A 21,059-nucleotide genomic window follows, 5' to 3' on the forward strand; every position below is an offset into this window, starting at 1 on the left:
AGCCAGCCGCACGCCGAGCAAAGGGATCGCGGGCGCCGAGCGCGGGGCGCCACAAACGGCGAGGGCCCGCCGCGCACCCCGTGCGCAGCGGGCCCTCCGAGGTCGCTTACAGCCGACGCGCGACTATTCCGTCCCCTTGCCCATCCAGTAGCTCTCGGGCGGGCCCAGGTAGCTGTCCTTCACGCCGCCCGTGTCCACCACGATCTTCTGGAGGATCACGCCAGGGTGGACCATCCAGAACTTCAGGACGTGATCCCCCGGCGCGCTGATCGTGTGCTTGGTGCGCATGATGTTGGCGTTGTCCGAGGTGTGCCGCTCCCAGATCTTGTTGCCATTGCCGTTGAGGTCGACGGCGTGGGTCATGTTGACCCGCTGGATCGCGCCGTTGTCGATCGACACGCCGTACTGCATCCCGTCCTTCCAGTTCTGGAAGTTGTTCCTGGGGGACACGTACACGTAGACGTTCACCTCGCCGCTGCTCTTGAGGTGCATGTCGTACTCGAGCCGAGGCGAGTTGCCGCCGGGCTGCTGGGCCGCCGCCGTCACCGGGAACGGCGTGATGCCGTCTCCGGTGCGGCCGATGTCCGGGATATGCTTCCACCAGATCTCGTCCGTCTCGATCGCGCGGCTGTAGCGCTCCGCCTGCATCGACACATAGCCGTTGGCCTCGATGTAGCGGTTGGGCTTCCAGTCGAGCTTCCTCGGGTCCTCGACGCGCGCCTTGACCACCACCGAGCTGCCGTCGGACCCGCTCACCGTGATCGGGATCTCGAGCGGGAACTGGAGCGGCAGCTGCTTCGACGGATCCGCGGGGTCGGGGTACGTCGTGGGGGCCATGGTCCAGTCCACCCGCACCGTGGCGCGCACTTCCTTGTCGACGACGCCGTGGCTCGGGTAGACGGTCAGCCAGGGCGGGCACGGGGCGCCGCCGCCCCAGCTGGCCCAGCCGGCGGGGCAGTCGACGGGCAGCTCGGCCTCGATCGTGTACTCGAGCGGCTCGCTGCCGCGGTTGAACACCTCGATGTACTGCTCGGGCGCCGTCTGGTACGGGCTGAACGACGGCAGCACGGGCTCCTCTTCGCTGCCCCCGCCCGCCGTCCAGTAGTCGCTCGAGCCGTCGATCGCCACGCCGAGCTCCGCCGCCGCGGGCACCTCGATCGACACGAGCTCAGGCCAGATGAACTCCTGGATGTTGTTGTACTGGTACTCGGGCTGCTGCCAGGACGGGTTGCCAGGCGCGCCGTAGCCGATGTGCGGCTGCGTCTGGAAGCCCTCCCACTTGCCGCCGGCGAGATCGTGATTGTAATAGTACGAGAGCGCCAGGTCGTCCTGGAGCCGCGCCTCCGCGATGGCGGCCATGTCGTTGGTCGCGGCCCGGCCCTGCGCCGCGTAGAGCTTGTTCTTGAAGCCCGCCAGGCGCAGCGCGTACAGGTTGGCGGTCGCCTTCACCTGGTAGAGCACGAGCTGGAAATAGGCGTCCTGCGCCTCGTGCGGCAGGAGCTTGGCCACGAACTCCGCCTGCGAGGCCAGCGACTCCCACTCGCCGGCGACCTGCTCGAGCTCCTGGTAGTTGGTGAGGCTGAACGGGCTGGCGCTGTCGTCGTACGTGACGGCCGCGGTGTCGGGGTCCGGCTGCTGCGTGGTGGGCTCGGAGTACAGGAGGTCGTAATCGACCGTGATCTTCCGGTTCGTCAGCTCCGGCTTGCGATCCGACTGCAGCAGCGAGTAGCCGTGCAGGATGTCGGCGATGATGTCCGCGTAGTCCGGGCCGAACTGCTGCTCGGTCCACCGCTCGTACCACTCGCCGATGCGCTCGACCGGCCACCGCTCCGGGTTCCAGGCGTAGTCCAGGAAGAACTGGAGCGGGAGCTCCTCGTTCTTGAAGTCGCCGACGTTGACCACCCAGAGCCGATCCACGCCATAGTTGTAAGCGAGGTGGAGCTGCTCCCAGACGTTGGGCAGGAGCGTCGTGTCGACCCACTTGTAGTTGCGGCCGCCGCCGACGTAGTCGAAGTGGTAGTAGAGGCCGTATCCGCCGGCCCGCTGCTTGCCGGGCTCTGGCAGGCGCTTCATGTTGGCCCAGTTGTCGTCGGCCCAGACCACCGTGACGTCGTCCGGCACGCGGATGCCGGCGTCCCAGTACCCCTGGATCTCCTTGTAGAGCGTCCAGACCTGGGGAATGGTCTCCACGTCCTGATCCATGATCGTGTCGAGGATCTCCCGCTGGGCGGCGATGATGTCCTGCATCAAGGGAATGCCGTCCCCCGGGGGCAGGCTCACGTCGCCGGGGCCGCGCATGCCGAGCGTGACGACGCCCTCGATGTTCTCGTCGTGCATCCGCTGGATGCCCTTGGTCCAGTGCTTCTTCAGCGCCTCGGCGTTGACGGAGAAGCGCCAGTCGCCGGTGCCGCCGTACGGGTCCGTCTTCGGGGTGACGACGTTGCCTTGAGCGTCCTTCACCTCCGGGACCACGTGGCGATTCCACTCCTCGATGCCCTGCATCATCGGGGCCTCGTGCGAGGTCCCCATCACGATGCCGTAGCGCGTCGCCGTCTTGTGGTTCTCGGGGTCGTCCTCGGCGAACGCCCGGCCCCACACGGCGGGCCAGATGTAGTTCGCCTTCATGCGGAGCGCGGCCTCGAAGACCTTCTCCCAGTAGAGGTGGTTGAGCCCGCCCGGGTAGTTCGGCGCCTTGCCCGGCCCGAACATCTTCGCCGCCCAGTTGCCCGTCGCGGGGTTCTCGTCGTTGACGAAGAAGCCGCGGTACCTCACGGCGGGCTCACCCTGGGTGTGGACCCCGGGCAGCACGTACAGCGCGCCCTTCTTCTGGGGCGGGACGTCGTCCCACCAGTACAGGGGCGACACGCCGATCTGCGCGGAGAGGTCGTACGCGCCGAAGATGGCGCCGCGCTGATCGCTGCCCGCGATCACGAGCGCCCGCTCCACGCCCTCCACCGGGTCCTCGACGATCTGCGTGACGAAGGTCTCCCACTTCCCGGTGAGCGCCGAGGCGTCGAGCTTCCCGCTCTCCTCCAGCTGATCGATGAGGGGGCTCTTGCCCAGCGTGCCGATGATGACCACCTCGGACGCCGACTCCGGGATCTCGTTCTCGACCTCCGCCGGGGCGTCGGTCACGCGCTGGATGTCCGCCGCGAGGTCGTCCACGACGCGGCGCACGCCCGCGTAATCGTCGTCGCTGACGACCAGCGGAGGGACCTTGCCGTTCACGGCCAGGGCGAAGCGACCCGCGCCACCCTCGGTCGAGACGTACTTGCCCGGGTCGGCCCCTGGCCCGTCCGACACACCGTTCTCCCCCGGATTACCGTCCTCTCCCGGCGGCCCCTGCTCGCCCGGCGGCCCCTGCTCACCCGGCGGCCCCTGCTCGCCCGGCGGACCTTGCTCGCCGGGCTCGCCGTTCTCGCCGTCCGACCCGCAGGCGGTCAGCGCGGAGAGCGACAGGGGGAGCAACAAGCAGAGTAGCGAGGGTCCGATTCGACCCTTCCTGATGGCAATGCGTGCATAGCTCATGACGGTGTTTTCCTCGTTGATGCGGCTGACCGGTGTTGGTCGGCTCGCCCGCGCCGAGCGCCGGCCGTGTCATCCGGCGCCGGGGCAGGCCGCTCCTGTGCATTGACCGATGTCCCTCGAAGACGTGCGCCTGCAGTGGTCCGCTTCGTGTTGAATCCACGGAGCCGCGGGCCTGTCGACCACGGCTCGAAAATTCTTCCAGCAGTGTCAGCCTTCGAGCCCGTAAGTAACCCGACGGATTTGATGAGATTTAGGCGTTGTTGATATTCCCGCCAAGGTCCGTTTTGATCTCACCATCGGCGCTTCCGTGGTAGGACGTGAGCGACACAACCCTCATCGCGCCGGCGCCGCCTGCGGCGCGCAAAAGGGCCTCGCCGAACGGGCAGCTCGCCGAGATCCGCGCTTGCTCGGCGCGCGGCCGGAACTCCCCGCCTTCGCCCTCTCTCACGTGCTCGTCACTCCCGAGCTCGCGAGATGCCGGCCGTCGCGCGCGGCCGACGCGACCGGCCGGAGGCGGGCCCCTCGAGGCGCGGAGACATCATCGAGGGCTCATCCCTCTTCCGGGAGCGCGAGCGGCTCGCACAAGGGATCTCCGGTCGCGCGCTGCTGGCGCGGTGATTCGGTCTTGACATCCTCGAATCATTCTGTCTCCCCCCTCCCCTTGGCCGGCGGCGCCCGCGCCGGAGCCGCCACCGGCTGCGCCCGCGCCGCTCGGCCCGGAGCCTCCGCCGGGCTCGCCGCTGGAGGCGCGGCGAGCCGCGGCGAGCGGGAGCAGGACAGACATCAGGTGAGGCACGCTCCGCTCTTACACCCGCTGGCCGGGCACGGGAAGCCGCGCGTGACACGCCGCGGCTCGGGCGCTCCGGGCGCTCCGGGCGCGGGCGGCCGCGCGCCCATGAGGCCTCTCATCGCTCGCACCGCGCGCGGGGGCGCCGCGCGGAGGCCGGCTTGGCGGCGACGTCTTGCGTTGACGTGCCGCTCCGCTCCCGCCCATACTCCCGCCGATGCGGCGTTCCGTGATGTGCACCACAGACGGTGCGGCTCGGCGGGCCGCTGTCGGGCTCGAGGGCGCGGGGGCGTCTCGATGAGGAAGGGCCCCGCGAAGCCGGCCAGCCAGCGCGCGCAGCGCGAGGGTGAAGGGCGCGCGGCCGACCCGGCGCGGAGCCTCGCGCTGCTCTGGGGCGCACACGGCAAGCCCGGCCGGTCGGGGCTCACCGTGCGCGCCATCGTGACGGCGGCCATCGAGCTCGCCGACGCGCGCGGACTGGAGGCCGTCTCCATGAGGCACCTCGCCGACCGGCTGAACGTCGGGACCATGTCGCTCTACACGCATGTTCCCGGCAAGGCCGAGCTGACCGATCTCATGGTCGACACGGTCTACGGCGACCTCTACGACGACGTGGACGCGCCGTCGCGGCAGCCGGGCGGGTGGCGCGCGTCGCTCGGATACATCGCCGCGCGCAACTGGGAGCTCTACCAGCGGCACCCGTGGCTGCTCGAGATCGTGGGGGGGCGCCCCGTGATCGGGCCGAACGCCTCGCTCAAGTACGAGGCCGAGCTGCGGCCGCTCGACGGCCTGGGCCTCACCGACGTGGAGATGGACTCGGTGCTCACCCTCCTGCTCACGCACGTCGAGGGCGCGGCGCGAGCGCAGGCGAGCGCGCGGCGCACGCGGCAGGAGAGCGGCATGACGGACGTGGAGTGGTGGGTCGCCACCGCCCCGCTGCTCGACAAGGTCATCGACGCGAAGCGGTTCCCCGTGGCGACGCGCGTCGGGCAATCCGCGGGTCAGGCCTATCAAGGGGCGTCAAGCCCGGAGCACGCATTTCACTTCGGCGTGGAGCGCATCCTCGATGCCGTCGCGCTCCTGATCGCGGAGCGGCGCGGCGGCCCGGGCGAAGGCCGGGTCTGAGGGCGAGAGGGGCCCCAAGGCCCCTGCCGGGCGCCGAGGTCGAGGTCGAGCGGCACGACCGGAGAAGGTGGTCAGTCAGCGATCACCGGAGCGCAACACTAATTAAGAATAATTAACAGGCATCATCTCCGGGATGAATGCATGGATCGCCGCGTATACGCGCGCTTGACAGCCCCCAGGACGACTCCTATCCACCAGCTGCGCCGGAGGAGCGACCTGGCAGCCGGCGACTTCGCTCGAGGAGAAATCGAATGCGGTATCTGATCGCACCAGCGGTAGTCTGGTTGGGCGTCCTCTTGTCCGCTTGCTCGGCGGAAGAGGCCGCGTCATGTGACGATTGCGGCGAGGCCGCCTCGGCGCTCAGCGCCGGCGCGGCGGCGGCGCTCGGGTTCGAGGCGCTGAGCGGCTGGACGGCCAGCGCGGGCGCGCTGTCGCTGAGCGCCACGCGGAGCGAGGGCGAGAGCGCGCTCTCGGTCGCGAACGCGACGTACACGGTGATCCAGCGCGCGCCGCTCGCCATCGACGAGCCGATCAAGGGCGCGGTCTCGCTCGACGTCCGCGTCCCGGCGCAGCAGCCGAACCCCTGGTGGGCCGGCGAGATCTCGCTCGCCGTGCAGGCCCCCTCGAAGGGCGTGTCGCAGAGCCTCGGGACGCGATCGCTGACGGGCCTCGCGCAGGGCACCTTCCATCGGCTCTCGTTCAGCGTGCCCTCGGCGGTCCAGCAGGCGCTGTCCGCCGGGGCGCCCGACTGGTCGTTCACCATCACCCTCAACGTGCCGTCCGGCAGCGGGCCGCACCTGCTCGATCGGCTGGACGTCGTCGACGCCGCCCCGCCGGTCGCCGCGGCGCCGCTGCCGCCGTGGCTCGAGTACTGCGACGCGGCCCCCTGCGCGGCGGCGGCTCCCGTCGTGGTCCACGTCTGCCCGGAGAGCAACCCGCTGTGCACGCCGACCCGGCAAACCACGGTCGTGCCGAACGTGAACGGCAAGCCGATCAGCGGCGTGTACCTGCCGATGACGCTGCCGGCGGGGGCGGTGCTGCGCCACGTCTCCGGCTCGGCCAGCGTGAGCTATAACACCATATCCTACTCGTACGCGCCGAGCCTCGTGCTGCGCTCGGACCTCGACGTGCTGCTCAGCTATTACGACGTGGCGCCGGTCTGGAGCGGGACGACGCCGGTGACGTTCGAGAGCACGCAGCTGACCTCGGCGACCGTGGACAGCGTGTTCTACCGCCACCCCTCGTACGGCACGGGGACGGCCGCGGCCGATCTGCACGCGCAGGGGCAGGACGCGGTCGCGATCGAGCGCGCGATGACCGGCGTCACCTCGGAGAAGCTAAACGCGTTCTTCATGCCTTCCGAGCTGGGCGGGGTCCAGGGGGAAGGAAACTGGTCGTTCGGGAACGGGACGGTCACGATCAACTACGGCAACCCGCCGTTCATCGCGTACAAGGGCGGCATCCCGAACGCGGCGATGCCGCGGTTCGCCCACGAGAACGCGCACGAGCTGTACAACGAGATCCGCTCGTCGTTCCTCGGCGACGACTCGTGCCTGAACGAGGGCATCGCCGACGCGCTCGCGTACCTGACGGGGTATTTGCCGGTCGAGGACTTCGGCCCCATCGGCCTGACCGGGATCGATTTCGACACCGGCTGCACCGAGCTCACGAGGACGCACGACATCGGCAACTGCTATTTTTGGCACGTCAAGAACGCCGGGCTGCTCACCGAGAGCTTCATGCACGGCATCTTCCATCCGCAGCACCAGTACGGCTTCAACAGCTGCACGCAGAACGTGGCGCAGACGGGCAACAGCATCCTCGTCTACTTCACGGAGGCCGCGGGCGGCGCCGACATGGCGCCGGTGCTCGACGCCATGGAGATCCCCCACGCCGGGTCGTACGCCGCCGCGAAGCTCGCGCTCGGGCTCTGAGCGCCCCGCCGATGGCCATGGCTCATCCAAACGCACGTCGTCGAAGCGGACGACTCGCACTTTGCAACGACCGATCTTGACCAATCGCAATCAAGTTACATTATAGGACAGGCTGCGAATGGGCCGAGAGAGGCGCCCATCGCGCCCGGCCGCACCGTTTTTAGGAGGATTCGAATGCGTTATTCGTACTTGTCAGCTGCATTCTGCCTGGGGATCATGTCGTCGGGCTGCGCTCTCGAGGGAGACGCGGGTTCTTGCGAGGACTGCGGGGAGTCCGCCTCGGGGCTCAGCGCCGCCGCGGCCGCCGTGCTCGGGTTCGAGACGCTGACCGGCTGGACGGCCAGCGCGGGCACGCTGTCGCTGAGCACCACGCGGGTCGAGGGCGCGAGCTCGCTCTCGGTCGCGGACGCCGCGTATACGGTGGTCCAGAGCGGGCCGCTCAACATCACCGAGCCGATCAAGAGCGTGGTCTCGCTCGACGTGCGCGTGCCGTCGGCGCAGCCGAACCCCTGGTGGGCGGGCGAGGTCACGCTCGCGGTGCAGGCGCCCTCGAAGGGCGTGTCGCAGAGCCTCGGGACCAAGCCGCTCACGAACCTCGCGCAGGGCACGTTCCACCGGCTCTCGTTCAACGTGCCCTCGGCGGTCCAGCTGGCGCTGGCCTCCGGGGCGTCCGATCTGTCGTTCTCCGTCACCGTGAACGTGCCGCTTAACAGCGGGCCGCACCTGCTCGACCGGCTCGACGTCGTGAACGCCACCGCGGGGTTCGAGCCCAACGTCACGGCCGTGGCCGTGACCAACCCGGCCGGCCTCGCGCCCGTGAAGGGGGACCCGCTGAAGATCACGCTCACGGTGACGAACCCCGGCACCGCGGCGGGCACGGTCGTGCTCCGGCCCCGCGTCACGAGCGCCCGGTTCAACGACTTCACGAACGTCGCGGCGGGCAGCGTCAGCACCTCGCTCGCCGCCGGGGAGACGAAGCAGGTCACGCTCACGTCGGGGCCGATCCTCGTCGACACGGCGCAGGGCAAGCGCTTCGCCCTCGGCCGCAGCGCCTACACCCTCTCCGGCGTGAGCGTCGAGCCGGCGGGCGGCACGGCGTCCATCGACACCTCCTTCACCGGCGGTGCCTTCACGATCGGCGCGAGCGACGTGCTCTTCAACGCGGTGGTCTACGACCAGGACTACTTTGACGCGATCGGCTACACCGGCACGGCCGAGGCCTACCTGCTCAACGCGTTCACGCGGCCCACCGAGCTCTTCACCCCGTCGAGCCCGGGATCGAGCTCGGGCTCGTACGTGCTTTACCCGAACGGCTTCGATCAGATGATGGGCATCCGGCAGATCTTCCACGCCGTCGGCGGGCTCCCGAACAACCCGTCGAGCGGCGGCTTTTGCGAGCACGTCGGCGCTTACGGGCGCACCGCCCTCGGCCTGACCCGCGACTGGGACATCGACGAGCTCAATGGCAACTACACCGATCCCGACCACCACGGGTTCGACATCCTCATCGGCCTCACGCCGGAGTACGGCGGCGGCGCCGCGTGCGGCTGGCTCGGCGTGCAGGTGAGCGGGCAGTTCAGCTCCGCTCTGAACGTGGGCGTCAGCCAGTTGATCTCCGTGCACGAGACCGGACACCTCTTCGGCGCCCCGCACTGCGATCCGCTGCAAGGCTACGTGATGTGCGGCGGCGAGCATCACCCGCACTATCTCAGTGACGGCATCTTCGTCTGGCACAAGGACTCGTTCGACGTGATGCAGTACATCTGGGACTGAGCCGGCCGCCGCGCGCCGGCTGGCGGCGACGCGCGCCGCCGGACTACATTGCTCATCGTGCAAGGCCCTGGCACCGCCTGACACATCGCCCCCGACATCCCTGCTTCCGTCTCGAATTCATCGCGACGCCGCGCTGCGCGAGCGCCAGACAATTCGGGAAACGCATCCTCTCCTGCGGCATCGAGATTGGGTACCGACCTGAGTGGTTCTCGAGCTCTCCGGGCGTGGGGGCGATCGTCAAGGACGCCGCGCCGTGAAGCTCGAGATCACGTGGTTACCGAGGGGGGTGCGGGATGCTTCTGCGCGTCATACCGAGAGCACGTACGTTCTGCGCGGCGACCACTATGTTGACGATGATCGCGGCCTGTTCTTCGAAGACGCGGGGGTTCGATCGCGACGCCGGTGGCGCGTCTGGGGCGACGGGCGGCCTGGACAAAATCTGCGAGCCTGGAGCGCAGGAGCTCTGCTACGGCGGACCGCCATCGACGATGGGTGCTGGCCTGTGCAGGGCGGGGGCGAGGACCTGCAATGACGAGGGGACGGAGTATGGCCCGTGTGAGGGTCAGATCCAACCTGCGATCGAGCTGTGCGATACGCCAGCCGACGAGAACTGCGACGGAATCATCAACGAGGGGTGTATCTATCCGAGCTGCGCCGACGTTCCGGCCGGCTCGCCGAGCGGCGTGTACCTTCACGATCCTGGCGCCTCGGGCGCCGCCGAAGCGCCCGCGGTGTACTGCGACATGGAGTCCGAAGGCGGCGGCTGGGCGCTCCTCTACAACAGCGTCGGCTCGGACCAGGGGACCACGATGGCCTTCTGGGACATTCCGTACCTCCATCGATTCGGCAGCAAAGGGCAGCCATCCCTCGACACCAACGTCTATCAAGGGTGGTTATACCACCATGGGACCGAGTACCGCGACGAGGTGGAAGACATTCAGGGGAAGGTCGCCCAGCTCTTCCACGCGAGGTCGGCCGGCATCGAGCCAGACACCCTGCACTTCAAGGCTCCGGAGCTCGTATCCGGCGACTCCGAGATCTACGCAGCTCAGTTCGCCGCTGGTTGGTCGTCCTCGGACTTCGACGGCGATACCTTTGCCGAGAACTGCTCCGTGAAATATTCGCGCGTGACGCAGCACTACAGCAGCTGTTGGAGGTACAACCTCGGCTCTGACGCGGACAGTCCGGTGGACGACGGTGGCTGGGGTCCACATCTCCACTCAGCGTCTGCGCGGCTCTTGGGGCTGCACGTCGACGGGAGCGGCTACACACGCGTCAAGCGCATATCGCGATGGGTCCGGTGGTGAACACCCACAACGATGGCTGAGCCCGCCGGCCGAGCAGAGCCTGCTCGGGGCACAGGATCTGCATCTCGCATCCTCCGGGAGACAGCCGATGCGCCGAGCCCGACCGCGTGGCAAGACAGCCGCCGTCGCCGCCGGGCGACGCGCCGAGGAGCGCCCTCGACGACCACCGAAAGCAGAGCCCCCCGAGGAGCGTCATGCCTGATCCCCTGCCCACGACCGACCGCGCCCACGACGTGCTTCGCCAGGAGTTTCAGAGCCTCGACCCGATCTTCAAGCCGCGGAACGTCGCCGTCATCGGCGCGACCGAGAACAGCGGCGCCGTCGGCCGCACCCTCCTCTGGAACCTGATCAGCAACCCGTTCGGCGGGACCGTCTTCCCGGTGAACCCCAAGCGGCCCAGCGTCCTCGGCGTCAAGGCCTACCCGAACATCGCGGCCGTCCCCGCCAAGGTGGACCTGGCGGTCATCGTGACGCCGGCCGCGAGCGTGCCGGGCCTGCTCGGCGAGTGCGTCGACGCCGGCGTCCCCGGCGCCATCGTCATCTCCGCCGGCTTCAAGGAGATGGGCCCTCCCGGCGTCGCGCTCGAGCGGCAGATCATGGAGCGCGCCCGCGGGAAGATGCGCATCATCGGCCCCAACTGCCTCGGCGTCATGAACCCGATAGGCGGGCTCAACGCCACGTTCGCGAAGGGGCAGGCGCGGCCGGGCAAGGTGGCGTTCATCAGCCAGTCCGGCGCGCTCTGCACCGCGGTGCTCGACTGGAGCCTCCAGGAACAGGTCGGCTTCAGCGCGTTCGTTAGCATCGGCTCGATGCTCGACGTCGGCTGGGGCGACCTCATCGACTACCTCGGCAACGACCCCAAGACGAACAGCATCCTCATCTACATGGAGTCGATCGGCGACGCGCGATCGTTCCTGTCGGCCGCCCGCGAGGTGGCGCTGAACAAGCCGATCATCGTGATCAAGCCCGGCCGCAGCGAGGCGGCGGCGAAGGCGGCCGCCTCGCACACGGGCTCGCTCACCGGCTCGGACGAGGTGCTCGACGCGGCGTTCCGGCGCGTGGGCGTGCTGCGCGTGAACGACATCGCGGACCTGTTCTCGATGGCCGAGACGCTGGCCAAGCAGCCGCGGCCGCGCAATAACCGCCTGTGCGTCGTCACCAACGCCGGCGGCCCGGGCGTCCTCGCGGCCGACGCGCTCGTCGCCCACGGCGGCGAGCTGGCGCCGATCTCGCCGGAGATCCTGGGCGAGCTGAACCGCTTCCTCCCCGCCGCCTGGAGCCGCAACAACCCGGTCGACGTGCTCGGCGACGCCGGCGCCGACCGCTACCAGAAGGCCCTCGAGATCTGCGCCAAGGACCCGAACAACGACGGCGTGCTCGTCATCCTCACGCCGCAGGACATGACCGAATCGACCGAGACCGCCGAGGCGGTGCGCAAGCACGCGCACGTCGAGGGCAAGCCGGTCCTGGCCAGCTGGATGGGCGGCGCCGAGGTGGAGGCGGGCAAGTCGATCCTGAACCGCGCCGGGATCCCGACCTTCGAGTACCCCGACACCGCCGCGCGCGCGTTCTGTTCCATGTACCGCTACACGTACAACCTGCGCGGCCTGTACGAGACGCCGAGCATGGATGAGCGCGCGCAGAACGTCGACCGCGAGAAGGCCGCGGCGCTCGTCGCCGGCGCCCGCGCGTCGGGCCGGACGCTCATGGATGAGTTCGAGTCGAAGCAGCTCATGGCGGCGTACGGCATCCCGACGGTGCAGACCGCCGTCGCTCAGCGCGTCGAGGAGGCCTCGGCCATCGCCAGGGAGATGGGGTATCCGGCCGTCCTCAAGCTGTACAGCGCGACGATCACGCACAAGACCGACGTGGGCGGCGTGAAGCTCAACCTGCGCGACGACGACGCCGTCCGCCGGGCGTTCGCGGAGATCCACGAGAGCGTCTCGCAAAAGGCCGGCGCGGAGCACTTCCAGGGCGTGACGGTCCAGCCGATGATCGCCCTGAAGGACGCCTACGAGATCATCCTCGGCAGCTCGATCGATCCGCAGTTCGGCCCGGTGCTCCTGTTCGGGGCCGGCGGGCAGCTCGTCGAGGTGTTCAAGGACCGCGCGCTCGGCCTGCCGCCGCTCAACGCGACCCTGGCCCGGCGCATGATGGAGCAGACGAAGATCTACCGCGCCCTCAAGGGCGTGCGCGGCCGCGCGCCGGTGGACCTCGCGGCGCTCGAGCACCTGCTCGTGCGGTTCTCGCAGCTGGTGATCGAGCAGCCGTGGATCCGCGAGATCGACATCAACCCGCTGGCCGTGAGCGCCGAGCGGATGATCGCCCTCGACGCCCGCGTCGTCCTGCACCCGGCGGACACCCCCGAGTCGGCGCTCCCCCGGTCGGCGATCCGCGCGTATCCGACGCAGTACGTGACGGCGCTGAAGGGCCGAGACGGACAGGCGTTCACGATCCGCCCGATCCGCCCCGAGGACGAGCCGCTGCTGGTCAAGTTCCACCAGACGCTCTCCGAGCGCACGGTGCGGCTCCGGTACTTCTACCCGATGCAGCTCGACCTGCGCACCGCGCACGAGCGGCTGACGCGCGTCTGCTTCGTGGACTACGACCGCGAGATGGCGCTCGTCGTCGAGAAGCCGCCCGCGGACGGCGCCGATCGCGAGATCATCGGGGTGGGCCGGCTGAGCAAGCTGCCCGGCACCAACGACTCGGAGTTCGCCCTGCTGATCAGCGACGAGCACCAGCGAAAGGGGCTCGGGTCGCGGCTCCTCGGCCTCCTCGTGCAGATCGCCCGGGACGAGGGGCTCTCCCGCATCAGCGCCGATATCCTCGCCGAGAACATCGAGATGCAGCGCGTCGCCCAGAAGCTCGGTTTCCGGATCACCCGCGATCTCGAGGACTCGACCTCGAGGGCAGAGCTCCTCCTGTAGGGCGGGCGCGCTGGCCCGGCGGGAGGCGCTTCGGCCGACGAGCGCTGCCTACCCCTTCAGCGCAAGCTCCGCTGGACGTCCACGGGAAGTCGACGGACGCTGATCATGCTCCACGGGTTGTGGAACTCGCAGCGAGCGTCGCGGGCCACCGCGATCGTCCGGTACCGGTCGAGCAGGATCTCCAGCGCGATCTTCGCCTCGAGCCTGGCCAGCGGGGCGCCGAGGCAGAAGTGGATGCTGTGCCCGAAGCTCAGGTGCTGGTTGGGCTTGCGGTGGAGTTCGAAGGTGTCGGGGTCCTGGAAGTGGGCGCCGTCCCGGTTGGCCGAGGCGATCCACAGCATGATCAGCTGGTCGGCGGGGACCGTCTCCCCGCCGATTTCGACCTCTTTCGTGGTCCGCCGGGCGAGCCGCGGGAACGGCGGGCGGTAGCGGAGCACCTCCTCGATGGCCGCCGGGATCCGCGCCGGGTCGGCCCGGAGCTCCGCCGCCGCGGCGGGGTGCTCGTCGAGGCAGAGGATCGCGTTCCCGAGGAGCGCTGTCGTCGTGATGTGCCCGGCGATCAGCAGCAGGCCGACGAAGCCGACGATCTCCTCGTCCTCCAGGCGGTGCCCGTCGACCTCCGCGCGCACCAGCTGGCCGATGAGATCGTCGGTGGTGCGCTCGCGGCGCTGCTTGATGTGCGAAAGGAGGTAGCGGTTCATCTCGCCGAGCACCGGCCCGAGGCGGTCCAACATGGCCTGATCCGGCAACTGGCCCGGGCCCTGGGTCTCCCTCGACAGCATCGTGTCGGCCCAGGTCTGGAAGGCCGCGCGGTCCGCGGTCGGGATGCCGAGCAGCTCGGCGATGACGATCACCGGCAGCGGATGGGCCAGGCTCCCGACCAGGTCGAAGCGCTCGGCGTCCCCGACGTCGGCGAGCAGCTCGCCGGTGACGGCCGCGATCCGCGGGGCGAGCCCCGCCACCACGCGCGGCGTGAACGCCTGGCTGACGAGATCGCGGAGCTTCCGGTGCTTCGGCGGGTCCATCCGGACGAAGTTGCCCTTGGAGAACAGGTCGAAGTCGGCCTGCGGCGGGATGAACTTGGACATGTCCGACGAGAACGTCGCCGGATCGGACAGCACGCGGAGGATGTCCGCGTGACGGAAGAGGTGCCAGATGCGCTGCTTCTCGTCGTGAAGAACCGGGGTGGACTCCCGCGCGTTGCGCAGCCAGGTCAGAAAGGCGTCCAGCGTGGGCTGGGTCGGCTGGGTGGTCACGTCGGTTGTGCTCATATCGGATCACTCCTCGGGGCTCTCCCGCGTTGAGGTGATGTTGCCCTGTGCGAACTGCGCGTAGTCAGCGCGTAGCTGCTCGAAGCGGTCGATGATCGCGGGCGCGAGCGCGCGCACGACGCCGGGCTCGGGGGGCTCCGGGGGCTCGAAGGCCCTGCGCACCATCGTGGCGACCATGTCGGCCCGGTCCTCGATGGACCGCCGCTCCTCGGCCGGGAGCAGCGGATCGATCAGGTAGAAGCCGAACACGGCCGCGTTGATCGCGTAGATCTGGGCGTCCAGATCCACGTCGGTGCGCAGCAGCCCGTGCGACCGCAGGAGCCCGCAATACTCGCGGAGGTAAGCGAGCTTGTGCGCCTGGAGCGGCCGCGCCGTGCTGTCGCTGATGAGGCTGCCGAGCACCTCGGTGTCGCGAGAGAACAGCGCTTGCAGCAGCGGATACTCCTCCAGGAGGAGGAGCCGCCGCCGCATCACGCGGTGGAGCAGGATCTCCGCCGGGTCCTCGCGGATGACCTCGGCGAACCTGTCGAACATGCGCAGGGCGTCGCGCGCGAGGACCGCGAGGAAGAGCGCCTCGCGCGTCTTCCAGTGCAGGTAGACCGTGCCCTTGCCGATGTTCGCCCGCTTGGCGACCTCGTCGATGGTGACGCGCTTGTACCCCCAGCGGAGCACCAGCTCCGCCGCTGCATCCAGGATCCGCTCGGCCCGCTGCCGCTGCTTCGAGAAATCTCCGTCGGCCACCCTCGCCCTCCGCGCCTTGATAAATGACCGATTTTGAAAATTGGTCAAGCGTCGACCAGTCAGGATGCGCGCACCTAGATTTCAGCGCTCTTCGACTTATATTCCTTGACAGGTATATACTGGATTAGGAATATGACGCGTCGATGATGCAGACCTTCGCGGCGCTCGCCGATCCGACCCGCCTGCGCATCGTCGAGCTGCTTCGCGCCGGGCCCCTGCCGGTCGGCGAGATCTGCGACCGCCTGCCGCTCGCGCAGCCTCAGGTCTCGAAGCACCTGCGCGTGCTGCGGGACGCCGGCCTCGTCGGCGTCCAGCCCCGCGCGCAGCAGCGCATCTACGGGCTGCGCGCGGCGCCGCTGCGCGAGCTCGGCGCATGGCTCGAGCGCTTCCGGGACATCTGGGACGAGCGCATCGAGCAGCTCGACGATTTGCGGACCGAGATCCAACGCGACGAAGAGAAGGGGTGAGCAGGATCGTCTACCAGTCGCAGGCCGATCGCGACGCGCACCTGCGCGGAGGCGACGCGCTGCTTCCAGCTACCACTCTGCGAGCACGCCGGCGCTGACGACGTTGGCGTCCTGCGTCTCACCGCGATGCCAGGTGTGCTTCAGATTCATGCCGTCGATCGAGAACACCACAGGGGTCATGTAGTAGGCGATCTTGCCGCCGATGCCGCGCACTTCCTCGATCACGCTGATCTTGACCGGGTTCGAGGGGGCCTTGTCCCAATCCGTCTCCACCACGTTGGTGGAGCCGTAGGTGACCGCGACCTCGAGATCACCCGCGCGGTAATTCGCGGCTGCCAGGTAGCCGTAGTGCATACGCAGCTCGCCGATGCTGTCGATGGCCGTGTTGCCGAGCGCCCACGCGGTGCCGAGGCCCTCGCCGAACCAGCCCGTGGCGCCGATGCCGAAGCCGGCGTAACGACCCCAGGCGCCGCCGCCGGCGCCCCACACGTTGCGCACCGCGTCCGCTGGAATCCCAGGGTCCTGCGCGTCCGGGTTGCTCGGCGACTCCTTGGTGCGGCCGACCATCTGCGTCAGGCCGTTGAGCCAGGCGTTGACCTCGTCCTTCACGGCGGGCTTGTCGTCCAGCACCTTGCGAAAGGTGAGCTCGCCCTCGAAGCGGGGCGCGACCGTGCGATTCCAGGAGGCGTCGATCATGGCCGGGTCGAGCGCCGCCACCGAGAGCTGCACGCCGGCGAGCTCCGGCGTAGCGTAGCCGAGCTGCGCGTGACGAGACGGGAACATCGAGCCCACGCCCGTGTGGCCGCAGGTGGCCGCCCCTGACGAGTCCACGTTGCACGGGTGACCCACGCCGTGCTGGTGGATCAGAGCCCAGTTCATCCTCATGCCGCCGCGGTTGAACAGGCCGAGGCGGCGGCCGCCCCACGCTGCGCCCCAGCTTCCGGAGAGGTCCACATACTGCTCGCGGAAGTCCACCGAGGCCGCGTCGTTGAACTGGCGCACGTTGTTGTTCTGGGCGTTCTGAATGCCCGCCCACAACGCCAGCTTGATGGTGAGCTTCACGTCCGGCAAAACTTGTTTGTAGACGTTGAAGGCCAGGATCGTGCTGGCGAACCCGCCGCGGATGCGGAACGTGTTCAGATCCGTGTCAGTGACGGTGTTGCCGACGGCGCCAGCGGGCGTCGGGTTGCCGCGGATGGAGATCTGCGGTCCTACCAGGATGTACCGATCGGTCGAGGCAGGGTCGTCGGGGTCGACCTTGTTGCCCAGGCCATCCGCGTCGATCGTCTCGCCGCCGATCCAGTTGAGGTAGGCGTCGACGCGGCCGTTGGTCGAGACCTCCCAGTCGTCCACCTTCTCCTTCTTGAGCAGGAAGATCTCGGCTCGCGCCGGCAACGAGGACAGCAGCGCGGGCACGACGCCCGCGCAGACCACGAGGGCTCGCACGACTCTCTTTGAATGAAGCACGTTTGTCGCTCTCCTCTGCCTGGGTCTCGAACGAAGGCCGGCGTGGAGCGCAGCCGGCGGCGCACGCAGCAGCCGGAACGAATAGTCCAAATTTAAAAACTTTGAAATTAAAATTCCAAGCAACTCTACCGAATGGCGCTCGGAGCGGCGGCAATGCGCTCGGCCAGCTCCCGTCGACATTGGCGCAGGGCATCAACGATTCGACGGCGCAAGTCGAGTCGGTGGGCGGGACGGCGAGCGCATCAAAGTGAATAAATATGCAAACTCACTGCATTGCAGACGGCATGAGTGCAAAAATCACTAATTATTATGGGCACTTAGATGTTCTCACGCGCTCGCCCTGCGACGGTGGGCGCCCATCGAGCGTCCCAGGCACATCCTGTGCCACGAGCGCTGCGGGCGAGCTCGGGCCTGTACCAGACCCCCTCTGAAAACCGCAGTCGGACCTTGTTCTACCGGTTGACAAAATAGAACAAATATTCTACGAGAAAGGTCCCTGGGCCAGAGCCGCTGGCGAGAGCAACTCAGAGCGCGTGGAGGCGAAGATCCTGCGATCAGCGCCCTGGTAGGAGTCCATCATGGCAAAGAAGATCGGGTTCGTCGGAGTGGGTTTGATGGGACACGGCATGGCCAAGAACCTCCTGGCCAAGGGCTTCCCCGTCACCGTGATGGCTCACAGGAATCGCAAGCCGATCGAAGACCTGCTCGCGCAAGGCGCGAGCGAGGCCAAGACGCCGCGGGCCATCGCCGACGCCTCCGACCTCGTCCTCCTGTGCGTGACCGGCGCTCCGCAGGTCGAGCAGGTCGTGTACGGACAGGACGGGATCCTGGGTGCCTTCAAGAAAGGCATGATCCTGCTCGACTGCTCCACGAGCGAGCCGGCCATGAGCGAGCGCGTCGCGAACGACCTGGCGGCGCTCGGCGCGTCCTACGCCGACGCACCGCTGGCGCGCAGCCCGAAGGACGCCGAGGCCGGCAAGCTGAACACCATGGTCGGCGCCGACGAGCAGACGTTCGCTGAGGTGCGGCCGGTGCTGGAGGCGTTCTGCGAGAACATCTTCTACATGGGCGGAGTCGGCTCCGGCGCCCGCACCAAGCTCATCTACAACCTCATCACGATGGGGCACGCGGCGCTGATCGCGGAGGCGCTGTGCGCGTGCGCGGCCACGGGCGTCGACCTCGGCAAATTCGCCAAGGTGGTGGGCAGCGGCGGCGCCAACAGCGGCATCTTCCAGCTGATCGTGCCGAAGATCCTGGAGAGCGGCGACTTCAGCGGGCTCAACTTCACGCTCGCCAACGCCGCCAAAGATCTCCGCTACTACAACCGCATGGTGGCGGACATCCCGCTCACGGCGCCGATGGGGCCTGCGGTGCTCAACGCGCTCGTGTCCGCGCTCAACTCCGGCTACGCGGACGGGCTCGTCGGACACATGGTCGCCTCCCACTGCAAGCAGAACAGCGTCGAGCTCGGAAAATGACCTCTCGCGCCTTGAACCTTGCGGCGGTGGGCGCGCTGTGCGCGCTCACAGCGGCGTGCGGCAAGAAGGCGGGCGCCGAGGGCGCCTCGTCCTCGCAGGCGGAATCAGGCAAGCCGCCGATCCTGATCGGCATCACGGCGGACGCCAGCGGCCAGTACGCGAACAGCGGCGACTCCGACAAGCGCGGCATCCTCATGGCCATCGACGAGGCCAACGCCAAAGGCGGCGTGCTCGGTAGGCCCGTAAAGTGGGTGCACATGGATACGGAGACGACGCCGGCGACGGGATCCCGCGTCGCCGAGCGCATGATCAAGCAGGACAAGGTCGCCTTCCTCGTCGGCGGCGTCAGCTCCGGCGTGGCCAACGCCATCTCGCAGGTGGCGCAGAAGTACGGCGTCATCTACCTCAACACGAACAGCAGCTCCGCCACGGAGGCCGGCGAGAACTGCCACCGCGTGAAGTTCGTGTGGGACGCCAACGGCAGCAACTTCACCCAGGCTTCCGCCAAGGGCGCGATCGAGGCGTTCGGCAAGAGGTGGCTCTTGCTCACCAACGACTACGTGTGGGGTCACGACACCGCCAAGGCCACCAAGAAGGTGGTGACGGAGAGCGGCGGCGAGATCATCGACGAGATCCTGGTGCCGCAAGGCACGCGTGACTTCAGCGCGATCCTGCTCAAGGTGCAGCAGAAGGCGCCGAACGTCATCGCCGCTGCCGTCGGCGGCGACGACCTGAAGGCCCTCCGCGCGCAGGTCGCGCAGATGAAGCTGGGCGACAAGTACGCCTGGATCAACAACCAGCAGGACTGGCCGGACATCTACGGCTTGCCGCGCACGGACCTGTTCGGCGTGTTCGGCACGACCTGGTACCAGGGGCTCGACTTGCCCGGGGTCAAGGAGTTCAACGCCAGGTACACCAAGGCCAACCCCGACGCCAAGATCAGGACGCCGGGCAACGTGTTCTACAACGGGTACTGGGCGACCCGCTCGCTGCTGGAGGCGGTCGAGCGCGCCAAGACGACCAAGAACCACGCGGTGATCAAAGAGCTGGAGGGCCTGAGAATTTCAGCCAAAGAGCGCATGCAGCACCACGACGCCTATATGAACCCGGCGACGCACCAGCTGCAGCAGACGATCTACCTGGCCACCGCCGACCTCGACTCCCAGGACCCCGACGCGCTGTTCAAGATCCTCAGCCACACCGATCCGAGCCAGGTCGTCGACAAGGACGCGGACGCCAAGTGCAAGCTGGAGCCGCTCGAGTCGACGCCCGTCTACGAGCCGTAAGCCGTGCTGCCCCACCTGATCAACGGCGTCTCGCTCGGCATTCTGTTCGGGCTGCTGGCGCTCGGCTTCATGCTCATCGTCGGCGTCATGGAGGTGATCAACCTGGCGCACGGCTCGCTGTTCGCGCTCGGCGCCTACCTGGCGGTGGAGATCATCAATCCCGGGTTCATGGGCGAGGCGGCCAGCGCGTACCTGGAGCTGCCGCTGGCGCTCCGGTACGCGCTGGCGCTGATCGTGGCGCCGCTGCTGCTCGGCGTCGTGGGCATGGGCCTGGAGCGCTGCATCCGCCGCACGTACGGAAAGAAGTCCGAGTACGGCCTCTTGCTCACCTTCGGCGCCTCCCTGGTGCTCGAAGAAGGCATTCGCATCGTGTGGGGCCCGGGCGAGAAGAGCCTGCCGGTGCCGGAGGCCGTGAACGGCGCGTTCATGGCCGGTGACCTCATCTACTCCAAGTATCGGTTCTTCGCCGCCCTTCTGGGCGTCGTGATGATGGCGCTCGTGTGGCTCTTCCTGGAGAAGACGCCCTACGGGGCCCGCGTGAAGGCCGGCGCGCACGACGCCGAGATGGTCCGCGCGCTCGGCATCAACATCGGTCGACTGCGGCTGTTCGTGTTCGCCATGGGCGCGGGCCTGGCGGCGCTGGCCGGCATCATCCTGACGCCGATCTGGGGCCTGCGCCCGCACGTGGGCGTGGACGCGGTGATCCCCTCGTTTCTCATCATCGTGCTCGGCGGCGTCGGTAGCTTCTGGGGCGCCGTGCTCGCCGGGCTGCTCGTCGGCGTCACGGTCGGCATCACCGGTGGATACGCCGCCGAGTGGTCGGTCATGTCCATGTACCTCTTGCTCATCCTGGTGCTCAGCGTCCGCGCGCGCGGGCTGATGGGTAAGAAGAGCGCGCTCGAGGCTTGATCGATGCCGCTTTACACACCCGTCACCACCAGAGGCCGCCAGGCTCGCGGGCAAGC

General features: G+C 68.4%; 13 protein-coding genes. 9 read left to right on the forward strand and 4 right to left on the reverse strand.

The features are described 5' to 3' along the window. Positions 1–123 precede the first annotated feature (123 nt). Entirely contained in the window at positions 124–3,471 is a 3,348-nt protein-coding gene (locus tag WMF33_RS24425; protein WP_437339368.1) for a glycosyl hydrolase 115 family protein, read from the reverse strand. Positions 3,472–4,612: 1,141 nt separating this feature from the next. Between WMF33_RS24425 and WMF33_RS24430 the strand changes: the two genes are divergently transcribed. The 5 genes from WMF33_RS24430 to WMF33_RS24450 all read left to right on the forward strand — a co-directional run bounded on the left by WMF33_RS24430 (position 4,613) and on the right by WMF33_RS24450 (position 13,384). Further along, a complete protein-coding gene (locus tag WMF33_RS24430; protein WP_437339369.1) occupies positions 4,613–5,440 on the forward strand; it encodes a TetR/AcrR family transcriptional regulator in 828 nt (275 codons plus the stop codon). Positions 5,441–5,736: 296 nt separating this feature from the next. Then, positions 5,737–7,374, forward strand: a complete 1,638-nt coding sequence (locus WMF33_RS24435; RefSeq protein WP_437339370.1) for a hypothetical protein — start codon at positions 5,737–5,739, stop codon at positions 7,372–7,374. 174 nt (positions 7,375–7,548) lie between these two features. After that, complete coding sequence (locus tag WMF33_RS24440; RefSeq protein WP_437339371.1) at positions 7,549–9,147, forward strand: hypothetical protein; 1,599 nt, start codon at positions 7,549–7,551, stop codon at positions 9,145–9,147. Positions 9,148–9,440: 293 nt separating this feature from the next. Next, on the forward strand, positions 9,441–10,454 hold the full coding sequence (locus WMF33_RS24445) for a fibrinogen-like YCDxxxxGGGW domain-containing protein (RefSeq protein ID WP_437339372.1): 1,014 nt from the start codon (positions 9,441–9,443) through the stop codon (positions 10,452–10,454). Between the two features lie 194 nt (positions 10,455–10,648). Continuing rightward, on the forward strand, positions 10,649–13,384 hold the full coding sequence (locus tag WMF33_RS24450; protein ID WP_437339373.1) for a bifunctional acetate--CoA ligase family protein/GNAT family N-acetyltransferase: 2,736 nt from the start codon (positions 10,649–10,651) through the stop codon (positions 13,382–13,384). Between the two features lie 56 nt (positions 13,385–13,440). On the opposite strand, the gene WMF33_RS24455 is transcribed toward WMF33_RS24450, so the two are convergent. Together WMF33_RS24455 and WMF33_RS24460 are read right to left on the reverse strand one after the other, a co-directional pair. Then, entirely contained in the window at positions 13,441–14,655 is a 1,215-nt protein-coding gene (locus WMF33_RS24455; protein ID WP_437339374.1) for a cytochrome P450, read from the reverse strand. A gap of 6 nt (positions 14,656–14,661) precedes the next feature. Continuing rightward, a complete protein-coding gene (locus WMF33_RS24460) occupies positions 14,662–15,396 on the reverse strand; it encodes a TetR/AcrR family transcriptional regulator (RefSeq protein ID WP_437339375.1) in 735 nt (244 codons plus the stop codon). A 143-nt stretch (positions 15,397–15,539) separates the two neighbouring features. Here WMF33_RS24460 and WMF33_RS24465 point away from each other — a divergent pair, with 143 nt between their 5' ends. Further along, on the forward strand, positions 15,540–15,863 hold the full coding sequence (locus WMF33_RS24465; protein WP_437339376.1) for an ArsR/SmtB family transcription factor: 324 nt from the start codon (positions 15,540–15,542) through the stop codon (positions 15,861–15,863). Positions 15,864–15,932: 69 nt separating this feature from the next. Here the strand turns inward: WMF33_RS24465 and WMF33_RS24470 are convergent, their stop codons facing one another. Next, positions 15,933–17,309 carry a porin gene (locus tag WMF33_RS24470; RefSeq protein ID WP_437339377.1) on the reverse strand — a complete coding sequence of 459 codons (1,377 nt, stop codon included), beginning with the start codon at positions 17,307–17,309 and terminating at the stop codon, positions 15,933–15,935. A 599-nt stretch (positions 17,310–17,908) separates the two neighbouring features. Between WMF33_RS24470 and WMF33_RS24475 the strand changes: the two genes are divergently transcribed. From WMF33_RS24475 to WMF33_RS24485, 3 genes are read left to right on the forward strand one after another with little or no spacing between them, the layout of a single operon-like run. Further along, on the forward strand, positions 17,909–18,808 hold the full coding sequence (locus tag WMF33_RS24475; protein WP_437339378.1) for an NAD(P)-dependent oxidoreductase: 900 nt from the start codon (positions 17,909–17,911) through the stop codon (positions 18,806–18,808). After that, positions 18,805–20,094 carry an ABC transporter substrate-binding protein gene (locus tag WMF33_RS24480; protein WP_437339379.1) on the forward strand — a complete coding sequence of 430 codons (1,290 nt, stop codon included), beginning with the start codon at positions 18,805–18,807 and terminating at the stop codon, positions 20,092–20,094. The genes WMF33_RS24475 and WMF33_RS24480 overlap by 4 nt, the downstream gene beginning before the upstream one ends. Positions 20,095–20,097: 3 nt before the next feature. Further along, positions 20,098–21,003, forward strand: coding sequence for a branched-chain amino acid ABC transporter permease (locus tag WMF33_RS24485; RefSeq protein WP_437339380.1), 906 nt, complete (start codon positions 20,098–20,100; stop codon positions 21,001–21,003). The last annotated feature ends 56 nt before the right edge of the window (positions 21,004–21,059 follow it).

The sequence above is a fragment of the Sorangium sp. So ce394 genome, assembly GCF_051474665.1.
Taxonomy (GTDB): domain Bacteria; phylum Myxococcota_A; class Polyangia; order Polyangiales; family Polyangiaceae; genus Sorangium; species Sorangium cellulosum_D.

Excerpts from the sequence above, each read along its gene's own strand:
- WMF33_RS24430 (WP_437339369.1), top strand. The coding sequence starts at position 4,613 with ATGAGGAAGGGCCCCGCGAAGCCGGCCAGCCAGCGCGCGCAGCGCGAG.
- WMF33_RS24440 (WP_437339371.1), top strand. The coding sequence starts at position 7,549 with ATGCGTTATTCGTACTTGTCAGCTGCATTCTGCCTGGGGATCATGTCG.
- WMF33_RS24445 (WP_437339372.1), top strand. The coding sequence starts at position 9,441 with ATGCTTCTGCGCGTCATACCGAGAGCACGTACGTTCTGCGCGGCGACC.
- WMF33_RS24450 (WP_437339373.1), top strand. The coding sequence starts at position 10,649 with ATGCCTGATCCCCTGCCCACGACCGACCGCGCCCACGACGTGCTTCGC.
- WMF33_RS24455 (WP_437339374.1), bottom strand. The coding sequence starts at position 14,655 with ATGAGCACAACCGACGTGACCACCCAGCCGACCCAGCCCACGCTGGAC.
- WMF33_RS24465 (WP_437339376.1), top strand. The coding sequence starts at position 15,540 with ATGATGCAGACCTTCGCGGCGCTCGCCGATCCGACCCGCCTGCGCATC.
- WMF33_RS24475 (WP_437339378.1), top strand. The coding sequence starts at position 17,909 with ATGGCAAAGAAGATCGGGTTCGTCGGAGTGGGTTTGATGGGACACGGC.
- WMF33_RS24480 (WP_437339379.1), top strand. The coding sequence starts at position 18,805 with ATGACCTCTCGCGCCTTGAACCTTGCGGCGGTGGGCGCGCTGTGCGCG.